Source organism: Shewanella sp. POL2 (genome assembly GCF_000282755.1).
Classification (GTDB): Bacteria; Pseudomonadota; Gammaproteobacteria; order Enterobacterales; family Shewanellaceae; genus Shewanella; species Shewanella xiamenensis.
The window spans coordinates 66,397-87,360 of sequence record NZ_AKZL01000005.1; the positions used below are offsets into that span (position 1 = coordinate 66,397).

The following is a 20,964-nucleotide window of genomic DNA, read 5'->3' on the forward strand; positions in this document are numbered from 1 at the left end:
AGGACACAAGCAATGAACTCACTCTACACCAGTCTTAATTTTGGCCTAGGCGAAGATGTCGATATGCTGCGCGATGCGGTGCAGGATTTTGCCGCGAATGAAATCGCACCGATTGCTGCGAAAGTGGATCACGATAACGCCTTTCCCAATGAACTTTGGCCCGTGCTGGGTGGGATGGGGCTTTTAGGTGTCACTGTGCCTGAGGAATACGGCGGCGCAAATATGGGCTATCTTGCCCACGTGGTCGCCATGGAAGAGATTTCCCGCGCCTCGGCCTCTATCGGCTTAAGTTACGGCGCCCACTCTAACCTGTGCGTCAACCAAATTAACCGTAACGGTAATGCTGCACAAAAAGCCAAATATTTACCCAAACTAGTGAGCGGTGAGCATATCGGCGCACTGGCAATGAGTGAGCCCAATGCCGGCTCCGATGTGGTTTCAATGAAGCTGCACGCCCGTAAAGAAGGCGACCGCTATATCCTCAATGGCAACAAAATGTGGATCACCAACGGTCCCGATGCCAATACCTATGTGATTTATGCAAAAACCGACTTAACCAAAGGCGCCCACGGTATCACCGCCTTTATCGTTGAGCGTGGCTTTAAAGGTTTCAGCCAAGCGCAAAAACTCGACAAATTAGGCATGCGCGGTTCAAACACCTGCGAACTGGTGTTTGAAGATGTCGAAGTGCCAGAGGAAAACATTCTCGGCGGCCTCAACAATGGCGTCAAAGTGCTGATGAGCGGCTTAGATTACGAACGCGTCGTGCTCTCAGGCGGACCGCTTGGGATCATGAACGCCTGTATGGACATCGTTGTGCCTTATATCCACGAGCGTGAGCAATTTGGCAAATCCATCGGTGAATTCCAATTAGTACAGGGCAAATTAGCCGATATGTACACTGGCATGAACGCCGCTAAGGCCTATGTGTATAGCGTGGCGAAATCCTGCGATCGCGGTGAAACCACCCGCAAAGACGCCGCGGGCGCCATTCTTTACAGCGCGGAGCTGGCGACCAAAATGGCACTGGATGCCATTCAATTGCTCGGCGGTAACGGTTACGTCAACGAGTATGCCACTGGCCGCTTACTGCGCGATGCCAAACTCTATGAGATTGGCGCCGGCACCTCAGAAATTCGCCGTATGCTGATTGGCCGCGAGCTCTTTAACGAATCGAAATAAGCAGCCAAGGGCGAATGGTGCATGACGAGCTTTAGCCTTTCATGCCCCTCGCCCACCGAGCCAACGGATACTGAGTTACCGCTTTATAAGGACAATCAACGTGACGCAATTAAGCAGTCGTATCAACGCCCGTAGCGATGAATTTAAAGCCAAATCCGACGATATGGCCGCCCTCGTGGCCGATCTCAAAACCAAACTCGCCAAAATTGAACTCGGCGGTGGCCCCGTTGCCCTAGAGCGCCATTTGGCCCGCGGTAAACTCCTACCTCGTCAACGGGTTGAGAAACTCCTCGACGCAGGTTCGCCCTTTTTAGAATTGTCGCAATTTGCGGCATTTGAAGTCTATGACGAAGAAGTGCCCGCCGCAGGGATTATTGCCGGTATCGGCCGAGTGAGCGGCGTAGAGTGCATGATTATCGCCAACGATGCCACGGTCAAAGGCGGCACTTACTACCCTATCACGGTCAAAAAACACTTAAGGGCACAGGAGATTGCCAGCCGTTGTCATCTGCCCTGTATCTATTTAGTCGACTCTGGCGGCGCTAACTTGCCCCGTCAGGATGAAGTCTTCCCGGATCGCGACCATTTCGGCCGAATTTTCTACAATCAAGCGCAAATGTCCGCCAAGGGAATTCCACAAATTGCGGTGGTGATGGGTCTGTGTACTGCGGGCGGCGCCTATGTGCCTGCCATGGCCGATGAATCGATTATCGTTAAAGAACAAGGCACTATCTTCTTAGCTGGGCCGCCGTTAGTTAAAGCCGCGACCGGTGAAGAAGTCAGCGCCGAAGAACTCGGCGGCGCCGATGTACACACTAAAATTTCAGGTGTCGCGGATCACTTAGCCCAAAACGATGAGCATGCCTTAGAGCTTGCCCGCCGCGCTGTGCTGCGTCTGAATCATCAAAAACAAATCAATAGTCTGCTGAGCCCGGTTAAGCCACCTAAGTTTGATATCAACGAACTCTATGGCATCGTCGGCACCGACTTGAAAAAGCCCTTCGATGTGAAAGAAGTGATCGCCCGCATTGTCGACGACTCCGACTTTGATGAGTTTAAAGCTAACTATGGTGCGACTTTGGTCTGTGGTTTTGCCCGCATTCACGGCTATCCCGTGGGGATTGTGGCCAACAACGGCATTTTATTCTCCGAATCGGCGCAAAAAGGCGCGCACTTTATCGAGCTGTGCTGCCAGCGCAAGATCCCGCTATTGTTCCTGCAAAACATCACCGGCTTTATGGTAGGTAAAAAGTACGAACACGAAGGTATCGCTAAGCACGGCGCCAAGATGGTGACCGCAGTATCCTGCGCCAATGTTCCTAAATTCACTGTGATTATCGGTGGCAGCTACGGCGCGGGTAACTACGGTATGTGCGGCCGCGCCTTCGAACCGACCATGATGTGGATGTGGCCCAATGCACGCATCTCTGTGATGGGTGGCGAGCAAGCCGCTGGCGTATTAGCGACAGTACGCCGCGACGGTTTAGCCCGTAAAGGTGAAGAATGGTCTGCTGAGGACGAAAAGGCCTTTAAAGCACCGATTATTGCCCAATACGATAAAGAGGGTCATCCCTACCACGCCAGCGCACGCCTGTGGGATGACGGCATTATCGACCCGGCGCAAACCCGTGATGTGGTGGGCCTTGCCCTGTCAGCCGCATTAAATGCCCCTATCGAAGACACCCGCTTCGGCGTCTTCCGTATGTAACGCATCTTGCGATGCCTTACGTATCACTCATAGAGGGGATAAATATGACGGGAATAATAATGACTGACACACAACACCAGAACACTAGCACTCAATCCTTAGGCAATTTGCAGCACGTCAGCTATGCGCTGAATAACGGCGTCGGCGAGTTGATCCTTAACCGAGCAGAAGTGCACAACGCCTTCGATGAGGTGATGATCAGCGAAATGATCGCCGTCCTCGGTTATTTTGCCGAGCACAAAGACTGCAAACTGCTGGTATTAAAAGCCAATGGCAAAAACTTCAGCGCAGGCGCCGACTTAAACTGGATGCGCAAACAAGCCAAGATGGATTTTGATCAAAACCTGAATGACGCCAAGGCGCTGGCCAAGCTGATGCAGGATTTAGATACCTTTCCAAAACCCACTATCGCCTTAGTCCAAGGGGCAGCCTTTGGCGGCGCGCTTGGGTTAATCTGCGCCAGTGATATTGCCATCGCCACCGAGCGTGCCAGCTTCTGCTTAAGCGAAGTCAAACTTGGGCTTATCCCTGCGGTGATTAGCCCCTACGTTGCCCGCGCCATGGGCAATCGCGCCTCACGCCGCTATATGCTGACTGCGGAGCGTTTTGATGCGCAAACGGCACTTAAACTCAATGTTATCCATGAGATAAACGACGACTTGGCGGCCGCAGCGCAGCCGATTATCACCGCGCTGCTCGCCAACAGTCCGCAGGGCATGGCATGGGTAAAGACCCTACTCGCCCGCCTCGAAGACGGCGTGATAGACCAAGATACGATTGATTACACCAGCGAGCGCATCGCCCGCATTCGGGTATCTGATGAAGGCCAAGAAGGCTTAAACGCCTTTTTTGAGAAACGTCAGCCGAACTGGCACACGCCAACAGATACTCAAGGAGTTCTTTGATGTTGACTAACAGCATGTTCACTAAGCTTTTAATTGCTAACCGTGGTGAAATCGCCTGCCGCATTATCAGAACCGCGCAGGCCATGGGCGTTCGCACCGTTGCCTTATATTCCGATGCCGATAAAAACGCCCGCCATGTTGCTATGGCCGATGAATCGTTTTACTTAGGTGGCAGCGCCCCGGCGGATTCTTACCTGAAGGGCGACTTGATTATTGAAATCGCCAAAAAAGCCCAGGCGCAAGCCATTCACCCAGGCTATGGCTTCTTATCGGAAAACGCCGACTTTGCCCGCAAGTGTGAGGCGGCAGGAATCGTATTTGTTGGCCCTGGCAGCGATGCTATCGATGCCATGGGCAGCAAGAGTGCGGCCAAAGCCATTATGACGGCGGCGCAAGTGCCTTTAGTGCCGGGTTACCATGGCGACGATCAAACCGATACCACCCTCAAGGCTGAAGCCTTAAAAATCGGCTTTCCGATGCTGATTAAAGCCGCCTACGGTGGCGGTGGCAAAGGTATGCGTATCGTTGAGCATGAAGGCGAAATCATGGACGCCATCAACTCGGCACGCCGTGAAGCGGCCTCCTCCTTCGGTAACGATAAGTTATTGATGGAGCGTTATTTACGCCAGCCTCGCCATGTCGAAGTCCAAGTGTTTGCCGATACCTTTGGCAATGCAATTTACTTATCGGATCGCGACTGTTCGATTCAGCGCCGCCATCAAAAAGTGGTCGAAGAAGCGCCAGCACCCGGTTTAAGCGATGAACTGCGCGCCCAAATGGGAGAAGCCGCTGTAGCTGCCGCCAAGGCGATCGATTATGTTGGCGCGGGAACCGTTGAATTCCTATTAGATACCGACAATAGCTTCTACTTTATGGAGATGAATACTCGTCTGCAGGTAGAGCATCCGGTGACCGAAATGGTGACGGGCCAAGACTTAGTCAAATGGCAGTTAATGGTCGCCAGTGGTCAGCCTTTACCGCTCAAACAGGACGAAGTGCGTATCCATGGACACGCCTTTGAGGTGCGTATTTACGCTGAAGATCCGCAAAATGAGTTTTTACCCGCCAGCGGTAAGCTCAATTTCCTGCGCGAGCCCGAGCAAAGCAAATACGTGCGTATCGACTCCGGCATCCGTGAAAACGATGTGATCAGTAATTTCTACGATCCTATGATAGCAAAGCTCATTGTGTGGGATGAGTCGCGCCCACGTGCGCTACAGCGCCTAGTGCATGCACTCGAGTCCTACCAAATCAGCGGGCTTAAGCACAATATTGAATTTTTGGCCAATATTGCCGAGCATCCCGCCTTCGCCAAGGCGGATTTTAGCACCGACTTTATCAACCGTTACGGCGATGCGCTGATTGGTAGTGCTTCGAGCGAAACCGATACGGCTATCGCTTTTGCCGCGCTGTATCAAGTGCTTGCCCGTAAAGAAGCCGCCAAGGCACAGGCAATTAATAGCGCCGATCCTTACTCGCCTTGGGGCCAAGTCAGTGGCTTTAGACTCAACAGTGTCAGCCAGCATACTATTGCCCTGCTCGACGATGCCCACGAGTTACAACAATTAGTGCTATTAGACTTTGGCGATCACTACCAATTATCCCAACCCACAGTTGATGGCCAAGTGAGCAAGTCCCTTAGTGGTGAGCTTAAGCAGGATTTACTGTTAGCCGAAATCAACGGCCATAAGAGTAAAGTGCCTGTCAGCGCCCAGGGCGATGATTTTACGTTGTTTTTACCCTCTGGCAGTTATCACTTCACGGCGGTTAAAACCCAAGTGGTTGAGGCAGAGTCCAGTAATGAAGATAAACTCAAGGCCCCGATGAACGGCACAGTTGTGACCCACTTAGTGGAAGTCGGTGCAGAGGTGAAGGCGGGACAAGGGCTACTGGTGATGGAAGCGATGAAGATGGAATACACCATCGAAGCGCCCTTCGACGGTATTGTTACCGAGTTCTACTTCAAGGCGGGCGAGTTAGTGAGCGATGGCGCTGTGCTGCTCCATGTTGAGCCCAAAGCCCAGAGTGAGGAAGCCTAAATGTCTGCGCTGGATCTTTCGAACTTAAGCGCGACCTCGGTAAGCGCCAGCTCGGATAGGGTTAGCCTGTTCGAGATGGGGCCACGTGATGGCTTGCAGAATGAAGCCGCCGTCCCGACACAGGCCAAAGTCGCCTTGATTGAATCCCTCGCCGATGCGGGCGTGAAGCGAATTGAAGCAGGCAGTTTTGTGTCACCCAAATGGGTGCCACAAATGGCCGATAGCGGTGACGTATTGCGCCAAATTCGCCGTCAAGCGGGCGTGGTTTACAGCGCCCTCACCCCTAATGTCAAAGGCTTAGAGCTGGCGCTGGATGCAAACGCTTCCGAAGTCGCTATCTTTGGTGCGGCGTCACAAAGCTTTAGCCAACGCAATATCAACTGTTCGATTGAAGAGTCGATTGAACGCTTTATCCCGTTGATGGACATGGCAAAAGCCGCCAATATCCCAGTGCGTGGCTATGTGTCCTGCGTTTTAGGCTGCCCCTATGAAGGGGAAATCGCGGCGAGCGAAGTGGCAAGAGTGTCTGAAATCCTTTACAAAATGGGCTGTTACGAAATTTCGCTCGGCGACACTATCGGTGTAGGCACGCCGTTAAAAGCCCGTAAAATGCTGCAAGCCGTGATGGAGCGAGTGCCGGTAGAAAAACTCGCCCTGCACTTCCACGACACCTATGGTCAAGCATTAGCCAATATTACCGCCTGCCTTGACTTAGGTGTACGCAGCTTTGATGCCTCAGTGGCGGGCCTAGGTGGTTGCCCGTATGCGAAAGGCGCATCGGGCAATCTGGCGAGTGAAGACTTGGTCTATATGCTCCACGGGCTCGGTTTGAAGACGGGTATCGATTTAGAAAAACTGGCATTAGCGGGTTTTGGGATCAGCAAACAATTAAATCGTCTTAATGGCTCTAAAGTCGCCAATGCAATCTTGCAGGGCGCTAAAGCCTAGGTGCTAGGTGCTAGGTTCTAGGTTCTAGGTTCTAGGTTCTAGAAATGATTGGACACGAATAACAATTTAAAGGACATCAAAATGGCAGGACTCAATAAAGTCGTCAGCAGCTATGAAGAAGCGTTAGCAGGTTTATCCGATGATATGACCATTATGGTTGGCGGTTTTGGCCTGTGCGGTATTCCTGAAGGCTTAATCAATCAAATGGTTAAGATGGGCGTTAAGGGCTTAACCGCCATTTCAAACAACGCTGGTGTGGATGATTTCGGTCTGGGCTTATTGTTAAAACATCGCCAGATTTCGACCATGATCGCCTCCTACGTGGGTGAGAACGCCACTTTCGAACAGCAAATGCTCTCGGGCGAACTGAATGTGATTTTAACGCCGCAGGGCACGCTGGCGGAAAAAATCCGCGCCGGCGGTGCAGGCATTCCGGCATTTTTCACCGCCACAGGCTACGGCACTCCCGTGGCGGAAGGTAAAGAAACCCGTGAAATCAAAGGCCGTCATTATGTGTTAGAAGAGTCTCTGACCGCCGATTTTGCCCTCGTTCGCGCTTGGAAGGCCGATACTATGGGTAACTTAGTGTTCCGCAAAACCGCCGCCAACTTTAACCCTATGATGGCGACAGCGGGCAAAATCACGGTAGTGGAAGCCGAGTTTATTGTGGAGCCGGGCGAGCTCGATCCTGATCATATCCATACTCCCGGCATTTATGTTGATCGCGTCATCCAAGGTAAGTTCGAGAAACGTATCGAGCAGCGCACGGTAAAAGCGGCGAAATAAGCAACGCTGAACGATTAACAACGCAAGCTAAAGCGACAGAGTCTAAGCCCGAAATAAAGACCGAAAAATTGAGGCCTATAGCGACTCTAGGTAAAGGAAGGATAAAGATCATGGCATTATCAAGAGAACAACTGGCACAGCGCGTTGCCAAAGAATTACAAGACGGCTACTACGTCAACCTCGGTATAGGTATTCCCACGCTCGTGGCCAACTACATTCCCGCAGGCATGGAAGTGATGCTGCAATCGGAAAACGGCCTGCTCGGCATGGGTGAATTTCCGACGGAAGAAACCATCGATCCGGATTTAATCAATGCCGGCAAACAAACCGTTACCGCGATAAAAGGTGCCTCGTTTTTCTCCTCCGCCGAAAGCTTTGCCATGATCCGTGGCGGCCATGTGGACTTAACCGTACTCGGCGCCTTTGAGGTCGATGTAAATGGTTCTATCGCCTCATGGATGATCCCTGGCAAGCTCATCAAGGGCATGGGCGGCGCAATGGATTTAGTGGCGGGTGCGGAAAATATTATCGTGACTATGATGCACGCCGATAAGTACGGTAACTCTAAGCTGTTACCCGTATGCGAATTACCGCTCACAGGCTACGGCTGCATCAAACGTGTTGTTACCGATTTAGCCTTTATCGAGATTAAAGATGGCGCCTTCCATCTGTTAGAACGCGCCCCCGGTGTCAGCGTTGAAGAAATTGTTAGCAAAACCGCTGGCAAATTAATCGTGCCAGACCATGTACCAGAGATGGTGTTTTAAGCGTTCTTTAACACGATAAGTTAATAAACTCACACAATACACATCAGCTAAATGCTAGGCTTAGACTTCTATATAAGCCTAGCTATCTAGTGAATTACCCAACTAAATTATTCATCGCTAATAATTATCAAAAGCTAAGCAGCTATCACATTGTAAACATTGATGACTTAGCTAAAGAAGGGAGAGTGCTAAGTGACATTTCCTATTAAATTCACTTATGACGAAAGCGTTGTACTTTCACTTGGCGCAATACTGTGGGTTGAAGCAATCATAGGTTTATATGGTATTGGCAGCTATTTAATTGATACCTCGCCAAATGCCCACGAAGGCATAATATTAGCGGCTGGCATGTGGTTTTATTCGCTCTTTTTTCAGATTCCCTACGCGTTTTTTTTATATAAGTATTGGTACAACACTCGCCCCCTAGTGAAACAGCTAACCGTCATATCCATCCCAATATTATGGTTTCTTTATTTTTATCCAACTTATCAAGGGCTAAATGTTGTTTAAGGCCCATCATTTTAAAACCTATTAACTGAAAGCGATCGATTTACTCACCTACAGGTGCTGAATCATTGTTACAAAAAGACGTTTTACCCCTTTAGCACCAAAATTAGCCATCTTAAGCACAGTTACGGTAAACTCGCCGCAGCCAAAATAGTAAGGATGCTCAAGTTGTTAGCTAAATTTCTTAATAAGTGCTGAGCTAGGTTAATGCCCGATAGTCACAATGATGTCTAATCAGAATGTCGGCGCTTTGTAGTCTCGGGGTTTGCCTTATGACAGCAGACTAACTGGATAACCAATATTTCATTTAAAATCAAAAAGATAACAACCATTTCCATATTAATACCCCAAGGCTTAAGGTTGAGCCTATTCAAGCCTTAAGTCATTCCAATGCAAACGAGAGGACAAAGGATGTACCAAATTGCGATTGTGATATTTGATGAATTTACCGATATCGATTTCTTTTTAATGCGCGATATTCTCGGCCGCACAACAACAGATTGGACAGTCAAAGTGCTCGGCACCAAACCTAGCCACATATCAAGCTTGGGGATGACGGTTGCAACCGATGGTCATGTCGCGCAAGTCGCCGATGCTGACGTGGTGTTATTCAGCAGTGGTTACAAAGGCGTACCTGCCGCACTTGCGGATCCTGAGTTTATGTCGGCCCTTAAATTAGATCCCTCACGGCAATTACTTGGCAGTATCTGTGCGGGGTCATTCTTCTTTGCCAAGTTAGGCTTACTCGACAATATCTCGGCAACGACGCATCCCGATGCCAAACCCGCATTAGTGGCCATGGGTGTGGAGGTGGAAGACTCCGCTCTGGTGATCAATGACAATATTGCCACTGCGGGAGGCTGCCTGTCCTCGCTCTATTTAACGGGTTGGGTTGCGGAGCGTTTATTTGACAGTGCAAAGCGCCGCGAAATTCATCGGCAACTGATCCCCGCAGGCCAAGCCGATGTGTTTGAAGCTTTAATTGAGTCCTCCATTGCCTCAGCCATTCGCTAATATGGAGTGCAATCCTCTGGATGAAGGGCGCAATTATGACACTCAAAGCATTACTCAATCAGTTAAAAACCGAGCACAAGATCACCGGCGTAGTCGAACTTGCGGCGCTATTGGCGCAAGATAAGGCACTACTTCTGCAGATCAAACAAGCGGATGCACAGTATTGGGTCAACTTTAGCAAGCAGACGTTTGATGGTTGGTACTGCGTCGCTACGCCATCGAATGCCAGCTACCATGTGTACTATCAAGAGCGTGGGCAACATTGCTGGGGAGAAGAAGTATTTAGCGATCAATACTTGGCCATAGCCAGTGTGATATTTGCTTCAGGGTTGTTCCATGCTAAATAAATACATCACAGCTAAGTCTCAATAACTTTCGATAATTTAACTGTATAGCACTAAATGCCAAGGTTTTATGCCTAAACCGATTTAGCACGCCCATAACAAAGCCATTAATCTGCCGCGACTTAGCAATATTGATGGCTTTTCATCTGAGTGACTTACTGTTAAGGTGATGTTTTTATAAGCAATTGACGTTCTAGTTCAGCACAACAATGGCAGCGGAGCATTCACTATGGATTGGTTACTGATCGCCCTCGCAGGTTTACTCGGCGGCATGCTAAATGCGGTGGCGGGCGGCGGCAGCTTTATCACCTTATTTGCCCTTGTGTTTGTCGGCGAGCCACCACTGATGGCCAACGCTACAGGCACTGCCGCTCTGCTCCCCGGCTACCTTGCCAGTGCCTGGCGTTTTCGAAAAGAGATTGAATATCCTGCAAATCTTAACCTAAAAACCCTGTGCTTGATTGTGATAGCTGGCGGATGCCTAGGCGCGGCGATTCTTCTAAACACCAGCGAGCAAGTCTTTGCTTATCTCGTCCCTTGGTTAATTTTGCTGGCAACCCTCGCCTTTATCGCCGGACCTTGGTTACTAAAAAAACGCTTAGCGAACGCCAGCGTCCCCCGAATGAATACCGTCAAGCCACTGACAGCAATGATGATTCTCTTCATCGTTTGTATTTACGGCGGCTATTTTAATGGGGGATTAGGGATCATTTTACTCGCCACCTTTGGGCTACTCGGCCAAACCCAATTACATGGGATGAACGGGCTTAAAAATTTACTCTCCGCCCTACTCACCACCATTGCCGTGGTTATTTACGCCCTAGGTAATTTGATTGACGGGCAATATCTGTTACTGCTTGCCATTATGGCGATTATTGGCGGCTATCTTGGCGCCGCGCTGGCTTATCGCATTCCCCAATCCCTGCTGCGGGGTTTTATTGTGCTTGTCGGTTTCGCTATGAGTGTGGGATTTTTTATGCGTTAACCCCTTTGCGTTAGCCTAAAATATGCCAACCTCAAGCGTCATGTATTGGCAGAATACCTGCTTAATAGAAATCTAGGTTCTGGATAACACAAGGAAGCGTGATGGGCTCTATTGCAATTAGACAAGCACAGATAACAGACCTTAACGCAATGGCTAGCTTACTGTTGCAACTGGGTTACAGTGCTAGCGAGGCGCAGTTACATCAGTATCTCGATGATCCTAAAAGATCGGATGAAATCTATCTCGCCGAGTCTGAGGGAGTCGTGGTTGGGCTGATAAGTATAGGGCGTGTTGGCGTTTCAGGGTTATTTTTGCAGCTATTTGGCTGACGTTTATGCAAGGCAAAGTCCGTGTAGTGTAGTTATTCTACATAAACGGACGATAACGCGGCAGAAACGGCAGCCAAATGCTGCCCGAAGGGTTCGTCTGGCAAGCACTTGCTCTTTGTCACTCGTCACTTGAGTAGAATAACTACACATCACTCCTCGTTTCGCGAGCACGTGCTTGCCAGAACGAACAAAATTTAATCTCGAAACGTCAACACGCCCTAATCTTTTTGATTATTTTCCCTCGCAACAACACATCTGCCGCATTACTGCTTTAGTGGTGACTGAGGCCAGTCGAGGCTTAGGTGTGGGGACGCAACTAATTGATTTTGCGAAATCGAGGGCAAGTGAACGAGGTTGTCGCCAGCTTGAGGTCACTACCTCTATGCGCCGCGAGCAGACCCAAGCCTACTATGAGTCCATTGGCTTTGAGAAAACCTCCTTTCGCTATATTCAAGCCGTTGACGTTAACCCAAAGTGATTTAGCCCAAATAAAATAGGCGCTTAAGTGTACTTAAGCGCCTATTTTGGCTAAGCGTTCGTGAGGGATTAATCCTGCGCTAATTCCTTTTCTAATTGCTGAGCAATCGCTTCTGGCGAGCCGCTATTACGGGCAAAAAGACCGTAGGCAGTTGGGATCACATAAATGGTAAACAGCGTCGCCAGCATAATACCCGCAAGCACCACTACGCCAATCACAAAGCGGGTTTCAGCACCTGCGCCCGTTGCCAAAACCAGAGGGACGGCGCCCGCAGCTGTAGTAATCCCCGTCATCAGGATAGGCCGTAAACGCTGGCATGAGGCTTGGATAATGGCGCGGTCAAAATCGACGCCCTTATCCCGCAACTGATTGGCAAATTCGACGATCAGAATACCGTTTTTTGCCGCAAGGCCCACCAGCATAATAATCCCAATCTGGCTGTAGATATTAAGGCTCTGCCCCGTAAACCACAGCCCTATCAAGGCGCCAACCGTGGCAAGCGGTACCGTCAGCATAATCACCATAGGGTGAATATAGCTTTCAAACTGCGCCGCTAATACCAGGAACACAATCCCAAGCGCCAGCAAGAACACAAAGTACATTGAGCTGCCAGACTCTTGATAATCCAGCGATTGTCCCTTGTAGCTGATGACAGCTTCCGCAGGCAAGTAAGCTCGCGCCACTTGATTGAGGTAATCCAGCGCTTCGTCTAGGCTATAACCATCCGCCAAGCTGGCCTCAATGGTAATCGCCCGCATACGGTTGTAGCGGTTAAGGGAGCTGGCATCGGCAAACTCTTCTACCGTAACTAAGTTGGATAATGGGATCAGCTCCTTCGTCCGTTCGGAGCGAACATAGATATTTTGCAGATCGGCCGCGGTATTTTGGTTACTGCGCTCCCCTTCCACAATCACATCATACTCTTCGCCATCACGCATAAAGGTGGTGACAAGGCGCGAACCTAACATAGATTCTAAGGTGCGACCGATATTAGAAATTGACACCCCTAGGCTTGCAGCCCTGTCTCTGTCGATCACCACTCTAAGTTGCGGTTTGGTCTCTTTATAATCGTGGTCAAGGCCAAGCAGTTTAGGATTTTCCGCCACCTTTTCCATCATAATATCCCGCCAAGCAGCGAGTTCCTCATAGCTTGGACCACCAATAACAAATTGCACTGGTTTGCCCACGCCACGGCCAAAGGCTTGGCGCATCACAGGGAAGGCCTGCACACCGGCTAAATCCGCGAGGCGCTTGTTGATATCGCCAATCACTTCTTTCATCGGACGACGTTGCCCCCAATCCTCGAGCACAATAATCGCCATACCGTTAGAGAAGTCTGCCGCGCGGCCAAAGCCACGGGGCGCACGAATAAGCAAACGCTTGATATCCCCCGAATCCACCAATGGCATTAGGCGGCTTTCCACCTCAGTCATATAGGATTCGATATACTCGTAACTCGCCCCCTGAGGCCCGTTAATCATTAAAAATAATGAGCCTCGATCCTCCTGCGGTGCAAATTCCTGCGGTACTTTTTGGGCAAGAAACACACTACTACCGAGCGCAATCAACACGATAACTGACATCAGCACTGGTTTTGCCATCGCGCTCTCTAGCGAGCTTTGATAGCGACGGGAAATGCCCGTCATAATGCTATCAACCTTACGCACTAGCCATGAGTCCTGCGACGCGGGTTTAAGCAGCTTAGAGCACATCATCGGGCTTAGGGTTAACGCCACGATACTGGAGAAAATCACCGCCGCACTCATGGCCACCGCAAACTCCTTAAAGAGCTTACCTAAGTCTCCTTCGAGGAACGTGATCGGCATAAATACCGCCACTAACACTAAGGTGGTGGCAATGACCGCAAAGGCGACTTCACGGGCACCCAAAAACGCCGCTTTTAAGGGGGAATCCCCTTCTTCGATACGGCGGTGAATGTTTTCCAACATCACAATCGCATCGTCCACCACCATACCGATGGCGAGGATCATCGCGAGCAGCGTCAACAGGTTGATGGTATATCCCAAGGCATAGAGCACGATAAACGTGCCGAGCAAAGACACGGGCACCGTAATTGCGGGGATTAACATGGCACGCACGCTGCCAAGGAATAAATAAATCACAATAATCACTAAGATCATTGCGGTAAACAGCGTTTGATACACCTCTTTGATCGAGGCTTCGATAAACACTGAGCTATCGTAGCTACGCTTAATCGACATTCCCGCTGGTAATGTAGGATTGATTTTATCGACTAACGCATTAACGGCGCGGGCCACTTCTAAGGTGTTGGCGGTCGACTGTTTTGACACCCCAAGGCCAATCATGGCCTCCTTGTTGCCGCGGAACATAATACGCTCTTCTTCGGAGCCAATGTCCACCTTAGCTACGTCACCAAGCTTGACTAAATAACCATCTTCTCCTTGAGCAATCACCAGATTGGCAAAGTCCTCAGCGCTGCGATAACTTCGCTCTAAACGCACGGTAAAGTGGCGCTCCTTGGACTCAAGCGAACCTGCGGGTAACTCGACGTTTTCAGCCCTAAGTGCAGCTTCGACATCGGCCACCGTGAGGCTTCTGGATGCAAGGGCTTGTCTGTCAAGCCAGATGCGCATGGCATAAACCTTGCCACCACCAATACGGATCATCGACACCCCGTCAACCACCGACAGACGGTCGGATAAATAGCGACGGGTATAATCGGTTAGCTCTAATGTGGTCATTTGATCCGACACTAAGTTGAGCCACATAATCACTTCATCGCCACCGTTGGCTTTTTGCACCTCTGGGGGATCGGCCTCTTCGGGCAAGTTATCTAATAGACCCGAAATTCTATCGCGTACATCATTGGCAGCATCCTCAATATTACGACTAATATCAAACTCTAAGGTCACCTGTGAGCGACCATCGCTGCTCGATGAACTCACATGGCGAATACCTTCGACGCCGCTGATCCTGTCTTCTATCAGCTGAGTAATGCGACTCTCAACTACCGCAGCACTGGCACCGCGATAGTTAGTTTCAATCGAGACAATCGGCGGGTCGATATTGGGGTATTCCCGCAGCGGTAATTTATCAAATGCGACTAAACCAAAGGCCACCAGCAATAGGCTAATGACCGAGGCAAATACCGGCCGTTTAACGGAAAGATCGGTCAGGATCATACGCTTGGCTCCGTATTAGCATCGGAAAGATAGCTAAATTTTTCAGCCAGTTGGGTCTTTACCACATCACCAGGATGCACCTTAAGCAGGCCGCGGATCACCACATTTTCACCAATTGCTAAGCCATCGGTAATTTCTACCCAGCCACGGGTACGAACTCCAATGGTGACTTGCTTACGCTCGATGACATTGTCTTTATTCACACTGTAAACAAAGTGTTCTTTCTGGATTGGGATAATCGCCGACTCAGGCAACATTAGCGCCTCGCGGCTGCGTTTGATGAGTTTAACCTTCATCAGCATCCCAGGCAGTAAGCGTAAATCTGGATTTGGGATTTCGGCGCGTACAATCACGGCACGGGTGGTTGGGTTAACACGGCTATCGATGGAAATCACTTTGCCTTTAAAGATTTCATCAGGGAAAGCCACGGCTTTTGCTTCAACAAGCTTGCCGGGCTGCAAGTCTTGAATAAAACGCTCTGGCACTGAGAAATCTAATTTAATCTTGGAGATATCATCGAGCGTGGTGATCTCAGTACCCGGTGTCACTAAACTACCGACACTCACTTGGCGCAGGCCTAAACGGCCATTAAAGGGGGCGACAATACTGCGATCATTGAGGGAAGATTGTGCCTGCTCTAACTCGGCGCGGGCCGTATCGATTAAGGTTTGCAGGCGGTCACGCTCTAATTCTGCCACTGTTCGACTGGTGACAAGCGAACTAATCCGCGCCAATTCACGCTGATTGTCACTCACTTTCACCTGCGCTACTTTCACTTTGGCTATCTGCTCGGCATTTTGCAGTTGCACCAATAAATCGCCCTTTTTGACAATATCGCCATCATCAAACTTTAATGAGGTCACCACATCAGTGACTTTGGGCGTAATGGTGACGGACTCAAATGCCTTATTTGTGCCAATAGCTTCCACTTCGTCTCGAACTTGTGCCATAGAAGCGGTGGCGATAACCACATTAGGGGTGAGCTTAACTTTTGCTTGCTGCTGCTCTTGAGGTTGCATAGCTTGATATCCAAACCATGCCGCTGCCAAAATAGCGATGATAATTATGATTTTTTTCATCTGGCTTCCAAATGATGACTCGCATTAGTGACGGCTAGTTTACCCACTCGCATCATTGCATCAATACGTTTTACTTTTTCTTACAAATTACGCTGAGCGCGCAAAATTTGTAATAACACTGCGGACAAGTCGAAAAACACTACCGAGGTGAAGAATGCAATACGATAAATGGCAATTTAAGCGGATAGCTTCAAAATAACTCACAACTTAAGCGGTTTAATCTAAAACCATAATATAACTATTGATATTACCTAGAAATATTCTGATACATCATGCTGTATCGTCCTAGAGCAATAGGCTGAATTGCAGACACAAAAAAGGGCGATAAATCGCCCTTTTTGACTGAGGTGGAATTAACGCAGTTTGCGCTCTTCTTTCATCAGATTCGACAATGATTCATACACCTTGGCGACAACGTCATTCGATAACGGCTGATCTTCAGCGTCACGAAGCAAAATCTTAGTCTCATCAGGGGTATCACCGTCTTGTAAGAGTAAACGGTAGCTACCTTCTTTTAAGGACAATTGATTGTCGTTCCACAATGAACTCCAGAAACCTGAGTTATCGGTAAACTTGATAAAGTACAGGCCTTTAGCACTGTCCATATCTGAAATTTCAAAGCCCATTTCTGGCAATACTATACGCAGACGATCCCACACTTGCTTATAGGAAGCCTTAGCAGACCAATATGCAGCACCCTCTTCTGGCGTGACCAAATCAACATTGATCCCTAAGGTCTGCTTTAAGCGGTTTGCTTGAATGGTTTGCTCACGCTTAACGCTCATATAAGCAATGGCACTGTTAAGCATATCGATGGTGTAACGCTGCTTATCCTCACCACTGAGCATTACATCCTGCTCTTTACCATCGTAAAACTCTTCGTGTTCTACTAAGTGAATAACGATATTAGCGGTACGGCCGTGTGGACGGGTTTCGATATCGAAGCGATAACGCTGACGCAGCAGATATTCTTTATCTGAGCCCCATAAACTTGACTCCAACACCTCTCGGCTTTCAATCCAATCGGTTTCAATGTTGCCTTTATCATAGTCGCGACTACGAACAGGGATCGCTTGCTTCGCTAAGAATCCATCTAAGTTAGCGAAAATCTCTTGCTTAAGATCGACACTGTTATCAATCGATTCAACCACAATCTTAATGTTATCGCTGCCCTCTTCCACATGCGTACCTTCTGCCATTGGCAAAACTTGCAGTGGTGGGCGGATATCAAGGTTTTTACCAACAAGCGCAGGGTTTGCTTTAGCGCCGATTGCCGGAACCTCGTATTCTTTATTGTAAGGCGGCGTTTTCAATCCCTCAGGGATCTTTAGCATTGGCGCTTGCTCAGCCTGAACATAGTCTTCAGCACCGTTGGCTTGGCGACGCTCTAATGGCGAACTACAAGCTGCAACAGCAGCAACTAAGAACAGTGGAGTGACTTTCTTTAACATTAATTATTTAACCTCTATCTGGGCACGAGTCATTGCATCTAACAACAGACCATGACATTGCTCAGAAAGTTCAGTCAAAGGTAAACGAATATGGCCACACTGAATCAACCCCATACGATGGGCTGCCCATTTCACTGGGATAGGATTTGCTTCGCAAAACAGTGTGCTATATAAACCACGTAGTGGCTCGTCGATACTTGCGGCTAATTCGGCGTTGCCCGCCAATGCGGCGTCGCACATAGCTTTAAAGGCTTTTGGCACTATGTTGTTGGCAACCGAAATCACCCCGTTACCACCAAGGAGCAAAAACTCTCTCGCTGTCGCATCATCACCGCTGTACAGCATAAAGTCATTGCCGCAAAGTTCACGTAGTCGTTTAACCCGTGATACATCACCCGTGGCTTCTTTTACACCAATAATATTGCTCACGCTCACTAACTCGGCCACGGTTTCAGGCTTCATATCAACCGCGGTGCGCCCAGGAACGTTATAGAGAATTTGGGGAATATCAGTGCTGGCCGCCACGGCTTTATAGTGGGCCACTAAGCCCTTTGGCGTCGGTTTATTGTAGTAAGGTGTTACGCCTAACATGGCGTCAACCCCGACTTTAGATAAGGATTTGGTGAGTTCGATAGCTTCTGCTGTCGCATTCGCACCATTGCCACCAATCACAGGGATACGACCTGCGACAAACTTAACGGTTTGAGCGACCACGGCAACGTGCTCATTCATTGGCAGAGTCGCTGACTCACCGGTAGTACCCACGGCAACGATGGCGTCTGTGCCTTGGTCAATATGGAATTCGACTAACCTTTCAAGACTTGCAAAATCTACTGAGCCATCACTGTTCATTGGCGTGATTAAGGCTACGATGCTTCCGTTTATCATCTGACTTCCCCAAAATTTCAGGATTCGCTATGGTACTGATGCCAACCATTAATGACAAGCACTAACGGGGGTCTCAAATTGATTTAGTTATGGTAGCATTACATCCCGCACAAAAACTCGGCGCTCGGTCTCGAGTTTTCGCTCTATGATATCGAAAAAGTGAGGACAATTCATGACCAATTTCCTGGTCGTAACTGCAATGGGCGTAGACCGTCCTGGACTCGTAAGTAAACTAGCTCGGCTTGCCAGTGACTGTGACTGCGATATCGTCGACAGCCGTATGGCATTATTTGGTAACGAATTTACCTTAATCATGATGTTGTCAGGTTCGTGGGCATCCATAACGAAAATTGAAAGCTTGCTCCCGAGTCTCAGTGTTGAATTAGAACTGATGACGGTGATGAAGCGTACCTCTAAGCACACGCCGCAAAATTACCTTTCGCGCCTTGAAGTGCGCTTTACTGGTAAAGATCAGCGCGGCACGATGAAGTCCATCACCCAGTTTCTTGCCGATCGCTCCTTAGACTTGGCGGCAGTCCGCTCCTTCTCTGAAGAGCTTGAAAATGGCGAGCAAACGCAAACTATTTCATTAACCATCAATATTCCTGAAAAAGTTGAACTAGAAAAGCTCGAAAAGAGTATCTATCAACTCTCAGAGGAGATGGCACTGGATTGCACCATTAGACGCATGGAAGGCACGACCTCAAGAAACGACAGAGGATAATAGATGAATACCTTAACCGCTGGCGCTAAAGCGCCACTTTTTACCTTACAAAATCAACAGGGTAACGCTGTTTCACTACAAGAATGCTTAACACGTGGTCCCGTTTTAGTCTATTTTTACCCTAAAGCATCAACCCCTGGCTGCACAGTACAAGCCTGCGGTTTACGTGATAGCAAAGCTGAACTCGACAGCCACAAAGTAACCGTCCTCGGCATTAGCCCAGATCCTGTGGCTAAATTAGCTAAGTTTGCTGAAAAACAATCACTTAACTTTACCCTACTCAGCGATGAAGACCACAGCGTTGCTGATGCCTTTGGCGTGTGGGGCGAAAAGAAATTTATGGGTAAAGTCTATGATGGAATCCATAGGTTAAGTTTCCTCATCAACACCGATGGCACTGTTGCCCATGTGTTCGATAAGTTTAAAACCAGCGACCATCATCAAGTGGTACTTGCAGAGATTGCAGCGCAGCAATAGCCGCTAAATGGTATAGCAAGGCATTTTCTGACTAATTGCCAACGGCTCAGTTTAGAAATTTCAGTTTGAATTGCCCAAAAACCGCAAGCAAACATAAAATGGCCCGAAATCAGGGCCATTTTTGATGAAAAATTTTCAGCTTGTGGCGAATAAATCCTCTAATCACACCGCAACTTTAGCAGTCGCTTATTCAAGTGAATCACCAACTCAATTCTGGGAAACGATTATAGGAATACAGGTAGTAACTCTTCAGTTTGAAGCTGTTGATAGTGATTAAAATCAATCTGACAGCCATGCTCAGTCACGATTGAACCATGCGCTAAACATACATGCTCAGGAAATCCAGCAGTCATAAGCGGCTGGTTAAAACGGATGAGATCCCAACTTGAAGGCATAAATAGCTTAATCATTTGTGCAACAAGGGGATAGGGATAAACAGCCAAATCCAGATTAGTCTCAAAGCTGACGTAGGAGTTATCTCCCGGCCCTATCGATGGCGTGATATGCAAGGTAACATAGTCAGCCCCACGTATCCCATTTAACGAAAATCCCGCAGGCTGAAAACAGTGCATATCAAATTGAAAATCAGGGAAAAGTCGCTGCAATCCTAAGCGTTGATAAATCCCCTGCTCGGTTTGTGTGGGCAACTTGAGGTAATCAGCAAACTCGCCACGGATGTGGTACATCATCAGTTCAAGGCAGGTATCATAGGTTGACGACATAGGTTGGCCGTCAGTGCAAAACAAATTGTCAGTACAAAACAAATAGTGATGATGTGAATCTAAGTGACCAACTCGAAAGGCTTTTCCGGGGATCAAGGTCCGCAATGTCGCAATATCGTCAGCAAAGTGTGTGCTTTGTAGCTGGGCTTGGTATTCATTCTTACGCTGATAACAGAGCGCGGCAATGTGCTCCACCCCTACGGCATGAATAAAATGGTAGGCGGCTTCAACTAGGGTGCTATTGCCGCAGGTAAGAAGCAGAATTTTATCATCCCAGACGAACAGACTGGATTCACTCAGCAGATAAGCATCGCAGGCAGGATTACGGATTGTTGACAGGATTTCCGCATTGGCACAGGCGACCAAGGTTGACCAAAAGCCGTACTCTCGTTGGCGCAGTGATGCCATATTGGAAGTGAGTCTGATCTCAAGCTTTTTTTCCGCGCCTTCAAAAAACATCAAGCCGT

19 protein-coding genes and 1 pseudogene are annotated in these 20,964 nt (G+C 48.9%); 15 read left to right on the top strand and 5 right to left on the bottom strand.

The window, feature by feature from the left end; all coding sequences use genetic code 11:
• Window positions 1–12: 12 nt before the first annotated feature.
• The 13 genes and pseudogenes from SHEWPOL2_RS02315 to SHEWPOL2_RS02375 all read left to right on the top strand — a co-directional run.
• Entirely contained in the window at window positions 13–1,182 is a 1,170-nt protein-coding gene (locus SHEWPOL2_RS02315) for an isovaleryl-CoA dehydrogenase (protein WP_037425664.1), read from the top strand.
• A gap of 100 nt (window positions 1,183–1,282) precedes the next feature.
• Window positions 1,283–2,890 carry a carboxyl transferase domain-containing protein gene (locus tag SHEWPOL2_RS02320; RefSeq protein ID WP_011623084.1) on the top strand — a complete coding sequence of 536 codons (1,608 nt, stop codon included), beginning with the start codon at window positions 1,283–1,285 and terminating at the stop codon, window positions 2,888–2,890.
• Between the two features lie 59 nt (window positions 2,891–2,949).
• Window positions 2,950–3,795 (top strand): enoyl-CoA hydratase-related protein, encoded by an 846-nt coding sequence (locus SHEWPOL2_RS02325; protein WP_037425669.1) that lies wholly within the window; start codon window positions 2,950–2,952, stop codon window positions 3,793–3,795.
• On the top strand, window positions 3,795–5,834 hold the full coding sequence (locus SHEWPOL2_RS02330; RefSeq protein WP_037425672.1) for an acetyl/propionyl/methylcrotonyl-CoA carboxylase subunit alpha: 2,040 nt from the start codon (window positions 3,795–3,797) through the stop codon (window positions 5,832–5,834). Before SHEWPOL2_RS02325 ends, SHEWPOL2_RS02330 begins: the two co-directional genes overlap by 1 nt.
• Entirely contained in the window at window positions 5,835–6,782 is a 948-nt protein-coding gene (locus SHEWPOL2_RS02335) for a hydroxymethylglutaryl-CoA lyase (protein WP_037425675.1), read from the top strand. It abuts the gene before it with no gap.
• Window positions 6,783–6,863: 81 nt separating this feature from the next.
• The gene (locus SHEWPOL2_RS02340) at window positions 6,864–7,568 is read left to right on the top strand and encodes a CoA transferase subunit A (protein ID WP_011623088.1); all 705 of its coding nucleotides are present in this window, start codon (window positions 6,864–6,866) and stop codon (window positions 7,566–7,568) included.
• A 110-nt stretch (window positions 7,569–7,678) separates the two neighbouring features.
• Window positions 7,679–8,335, top strand: a complete 657-nt coding sequence (locus SHEWPOL2_RS02345) for a 3-oxoacid CoA-transferase subunit B (protein ID WP_037425678.1) — start codon at window positions 7,679–7,681, stop codon at window positions 8,333–8,335.
• A 192-nt stretch (window positions 8,336–8,527) separates the two neighbouring features.
• Window positions 8,528–8,845, top strand: coding sequence for a hypothetical protein (locus SHEWPOL2_RS02350; protein ID WP_037425681.1), 318 nt, complete (start codon window positions 8,528–8,530; stop codon window positions 8,843–8,845).
• 408 nt (window positions 8,846–9,253) lie between these two features.
• Window positions 9,254–9,856: a DJ-1/PfpI family protein gene (locus SHEWPOL2_RS02355; protein ID WP_037425684.1), complete on the top strand. Its 603-nt coding sequence runs from the start codon at window positions 9,254–9,256 to the stop codon at window positions 9,854–9,856.
• Between the two features lie 35 nt (window positions 9,857–9,891).
• On the top strand, window positions 9,892–10,203 hold the full coding sequence (locus tag SHEWPOL2_RS02360) for a hypothetical protein (protein WP_037425725.1): 312 nt from the start codon (window positions 9,892–9,894) through the stop codon (window positions 10,201–10,203).
• A 226-nt stretch (window positions 10,204–10,429) separates the two neighbouring features.
• Window positions 10,430–11,185, top strand: coding sequence for a sulfite exporter TauE/SafE family protein (locus SHEWPOL2_RS02365; RefSeq protein WP_037425686.1), 756 nt, complete (start codon window positions 10,430–10,432; stop codon window positions 11,183–11,185).
• 101 nt (window positions 11,186–11,286) lie between these two features.
• A complete protein-coding gene (locus SHEWPOL2_RS02370; protein ID WP_157173861.1) occupies window positions 11,287–11,514 on the top strand; it encodes a hypothetical protein in 228 nt (75 codons plus the stop codon).
• Between the two features lie 226 nt (window positions 11,515–11,740).
• Window positions 11,741–11,992 (top strand): annotated as a pseudogene (locus SHEWPOL2_RS02375) (GNAT family N-acetyltransferase); the annotation flags it as partial.
• A gap of 68 nt (window positions 11,993–12,060) precedes the next feature.
• On the opposite strand, the gene SHEWPOL2_RS02380 reads toward SHEWPOL2_RS02375, so the two are convergent.
• From SHEWPOL2_RS02380 to dapA, 4 genes are all read right to left on the bottom strand, one after another.
• A complete protein-coding gene (locus tag SHEWPOL2_RS02380) occupies window positions 12,061–15,156 on the bottom strand; it encodes an efflux RND transporter permease subunit (protein ID WP_037425690.1) in 3,096 nt (1,031 codons plus the stop codon).
• Window positions 15,153–16,235: an efflux RND transporter periplasmic adaptor subunit gene (locus SHEWPOL2_RS02385; protein ID WP_037425693.1), complete on the bottom strand. Its 1,083-nt coding sequence runs from the start codon at window positions 16,233–16,235 to the stop codon at window positions 15,153–15,155. Before SHEWPOL2_RS02385 ends, SHEWPOL2_RS02380 begins: the two co-directional genes overlap by 4 nt.
• Window positions 16,236–16,588: 353 nt before the next feature.
• Window positions 16,589–17,686 carry an outer membrane protein assembly factor BamC gene (bamC, locus tag SHEWPOL2_RS02390; RefSeq protein WP_037417567.1) on the bottom strand — a complete coding sequence of 366 codons (1,098 nt, stop codon included), beginning with the start codon at window positions 17,684–17,686 and terminating at the stop codon, window positions 16,589–16,591.
• Between the two features lie 3 nt (window positions 17,687–17,689).
• Window positions 17,690–18,574: a 4-hydroxy-tetrahydrodipicolinate synthase gene (dapA, locus tag SHEWPOL2_RS02395; RefSeq protein ID WP_037417569.1), complete on the bottom strand. Its 885-nt coding sequence runs from the start codon at window positions 18,572–18,574 to the stop codon at window positions 17,690–17,692.
• Window positions 18,575–18,746: 172 nt separating this feature from the next.
• Between dapA and SHEWPOL2_RS02400 the strand changes: the two genes are divergently transcribed.
• Window positions 18,747–19,298, top strand: coding sequence for an ACT domain-containing protein (locus SHEWPOL2_RS02400; protein ID WP_037417572.1), 552 nt, complete (start codon window positions 18,747–18,749; stop codon window positions 19,296–19,298).
• A 3-nt stretch (window positions 19,299–19,301) separates the two neighbouring features.
• Window positions 19,302–19,775, top strand: a complete 474-nt coding sequence (gene bcp, locus SHEWPOL2_RS02405; protein ID WP_037425696.1) for a thioredoxin-dependent thiol peroxidase — start codon at window positions 19,302–19,304, stop codon at window positions 19,773–19,775.
• A gap of 224 nt (window positions 19,776–19,999) precedes the next feature.
• Here the strand turns inward: bcp and SHEWPOL2_RS02410 are convergent, their stop codons facing one another.
• Window positions 20,000–20,956 carry an adenosylmethionine decarboxylase gene (locus SHEWPOL2_RS02410; RefSeq protein ID WP_037425698.1) on the bottom strand — a complete coding sequence of 319 codons (957 nt, stop codon included), beginning with the start codon at window positions 20,954–20,956 and terminating at the stop codon, window positions 20,000–20,002.
• Window positions 20,957–20,964: the final 8 nt, after the last annotated feature.

Coding starts and splice junctions, on each gene's coding strand:
- SHEWPOL2_RS02340 (WP_011623088.1), top strand. CDS start 6,864: ATGGCAGGACTCAATAAAGTCGTCAGCAGCTATGAAGAAGCGTTAGCA.
- SHEWPOL2_RS02355 (WP_037425684.1), top strand. CDS start 9,254: ATGTACCAAATTGCGATTGTGATATTTGATGAATTTACCGATATCGAT.
- SHEWPOL2_RS02380 (WP_037425690.1), bottom strand. CDS start 15,156: ATGATCCTGACCGATCTTTCCGTTAAACGGCCGGTATTTGCCTCGGTC.
- bcp (WP_037425696.1), top strand. CDS start 19,302: ATGAATACCTTAACCGCTGGCGCTAAAGCGCCACTTTTTACCTTACAA.
- bamC (WP_037417567.1), bottom strand. CDS start 17,686: ATGTTAAAGAAAGTCACTCCACTGTTCTTAGTTGCTGCTGTTGCAGCT.
- dapA (WP_037417569.1), bottom strand. CDS start 18,574: ATGATAAACGGAAGCATCGTAGCCTTAATCACGCCAATGAACAGTGAT.
- SHEWPOL2_RS02360 (WP_037425725.1), top strand. CDS start 9,892: ATGACACTCAAAGCATTACTCAATCAGTTAAAAACCGAGCACAAGATC.
- SHEWPOL2_RS02410 (WP_037425698.1), bottom strand. CDS start 20,956: ATGTTTTTTGAAGGCGCGGAAAAAAAGCTTGAGATCAGACTCACTTCC.
- SHEWPOL2_RS02345 (WP_037425678.1), top strand. CDS start 7,679: ATGGCATTATCAAGAGAACAACTGGCACAGCGCGTTGCCAAAGAATTA.
- SHEWPOL2_RS02325 (WP_037425669.1), top strand. CDS start 2,950: ATGACTGACACACAACACCAGAACACTAGCACTCAATCCTTAGGCAAT.
- SHEWPOL2_RS02385 (WP_037425693.1), bottom strand. CDS start 16,235: ATGAAAAAAATCATAATTATCATCGCTATTTTGGCAGCGGCATGGTTT.
- SHEWPOL2_RS02315 (WP_037425664.1), top strand. CDS start 13: ATGAACTCACTCTACACCAGTCTTAATTTTGGCCTAGGCGAAGATGTC.
- SHEWPOL2_RS02400 (WP_037417572.1), top strand. CDS start 18,747: ATGACCAATTTCCTGGTCGTAACTGCAATGGGCGTAGACCGTCCTGGA.
- SHEWPOL2_RS02370 (WP_157173861.1), top strand. CDS start 11,287: ATGGGCTCTATTGCAATTAGACAAGCACAGATAACAGACCTTAACGCA.
- SHEWPOL2_RS02365 (WP_037425686.1), top strand. CDS start 10,430: ATGGATTGGTTACTGATCGCCCTCGCAGGTTTACTCGGCGGCATGCTA.
- SHEWPOL2_RS02335 (WP_037425675.1), top strand. CDS start 5,835: ATGTCTGCGCTGGATCTTTCGAACTTAAGCGCGACCTCGGTAAGCGCC.
- SHEWPOL2_RS02330 (WP_037425672.1), top strand. CDS start 3,795: ATGTTGACTAACAGCATGTTCACTAAGCTTTTAATTGCTAACCGTGGT.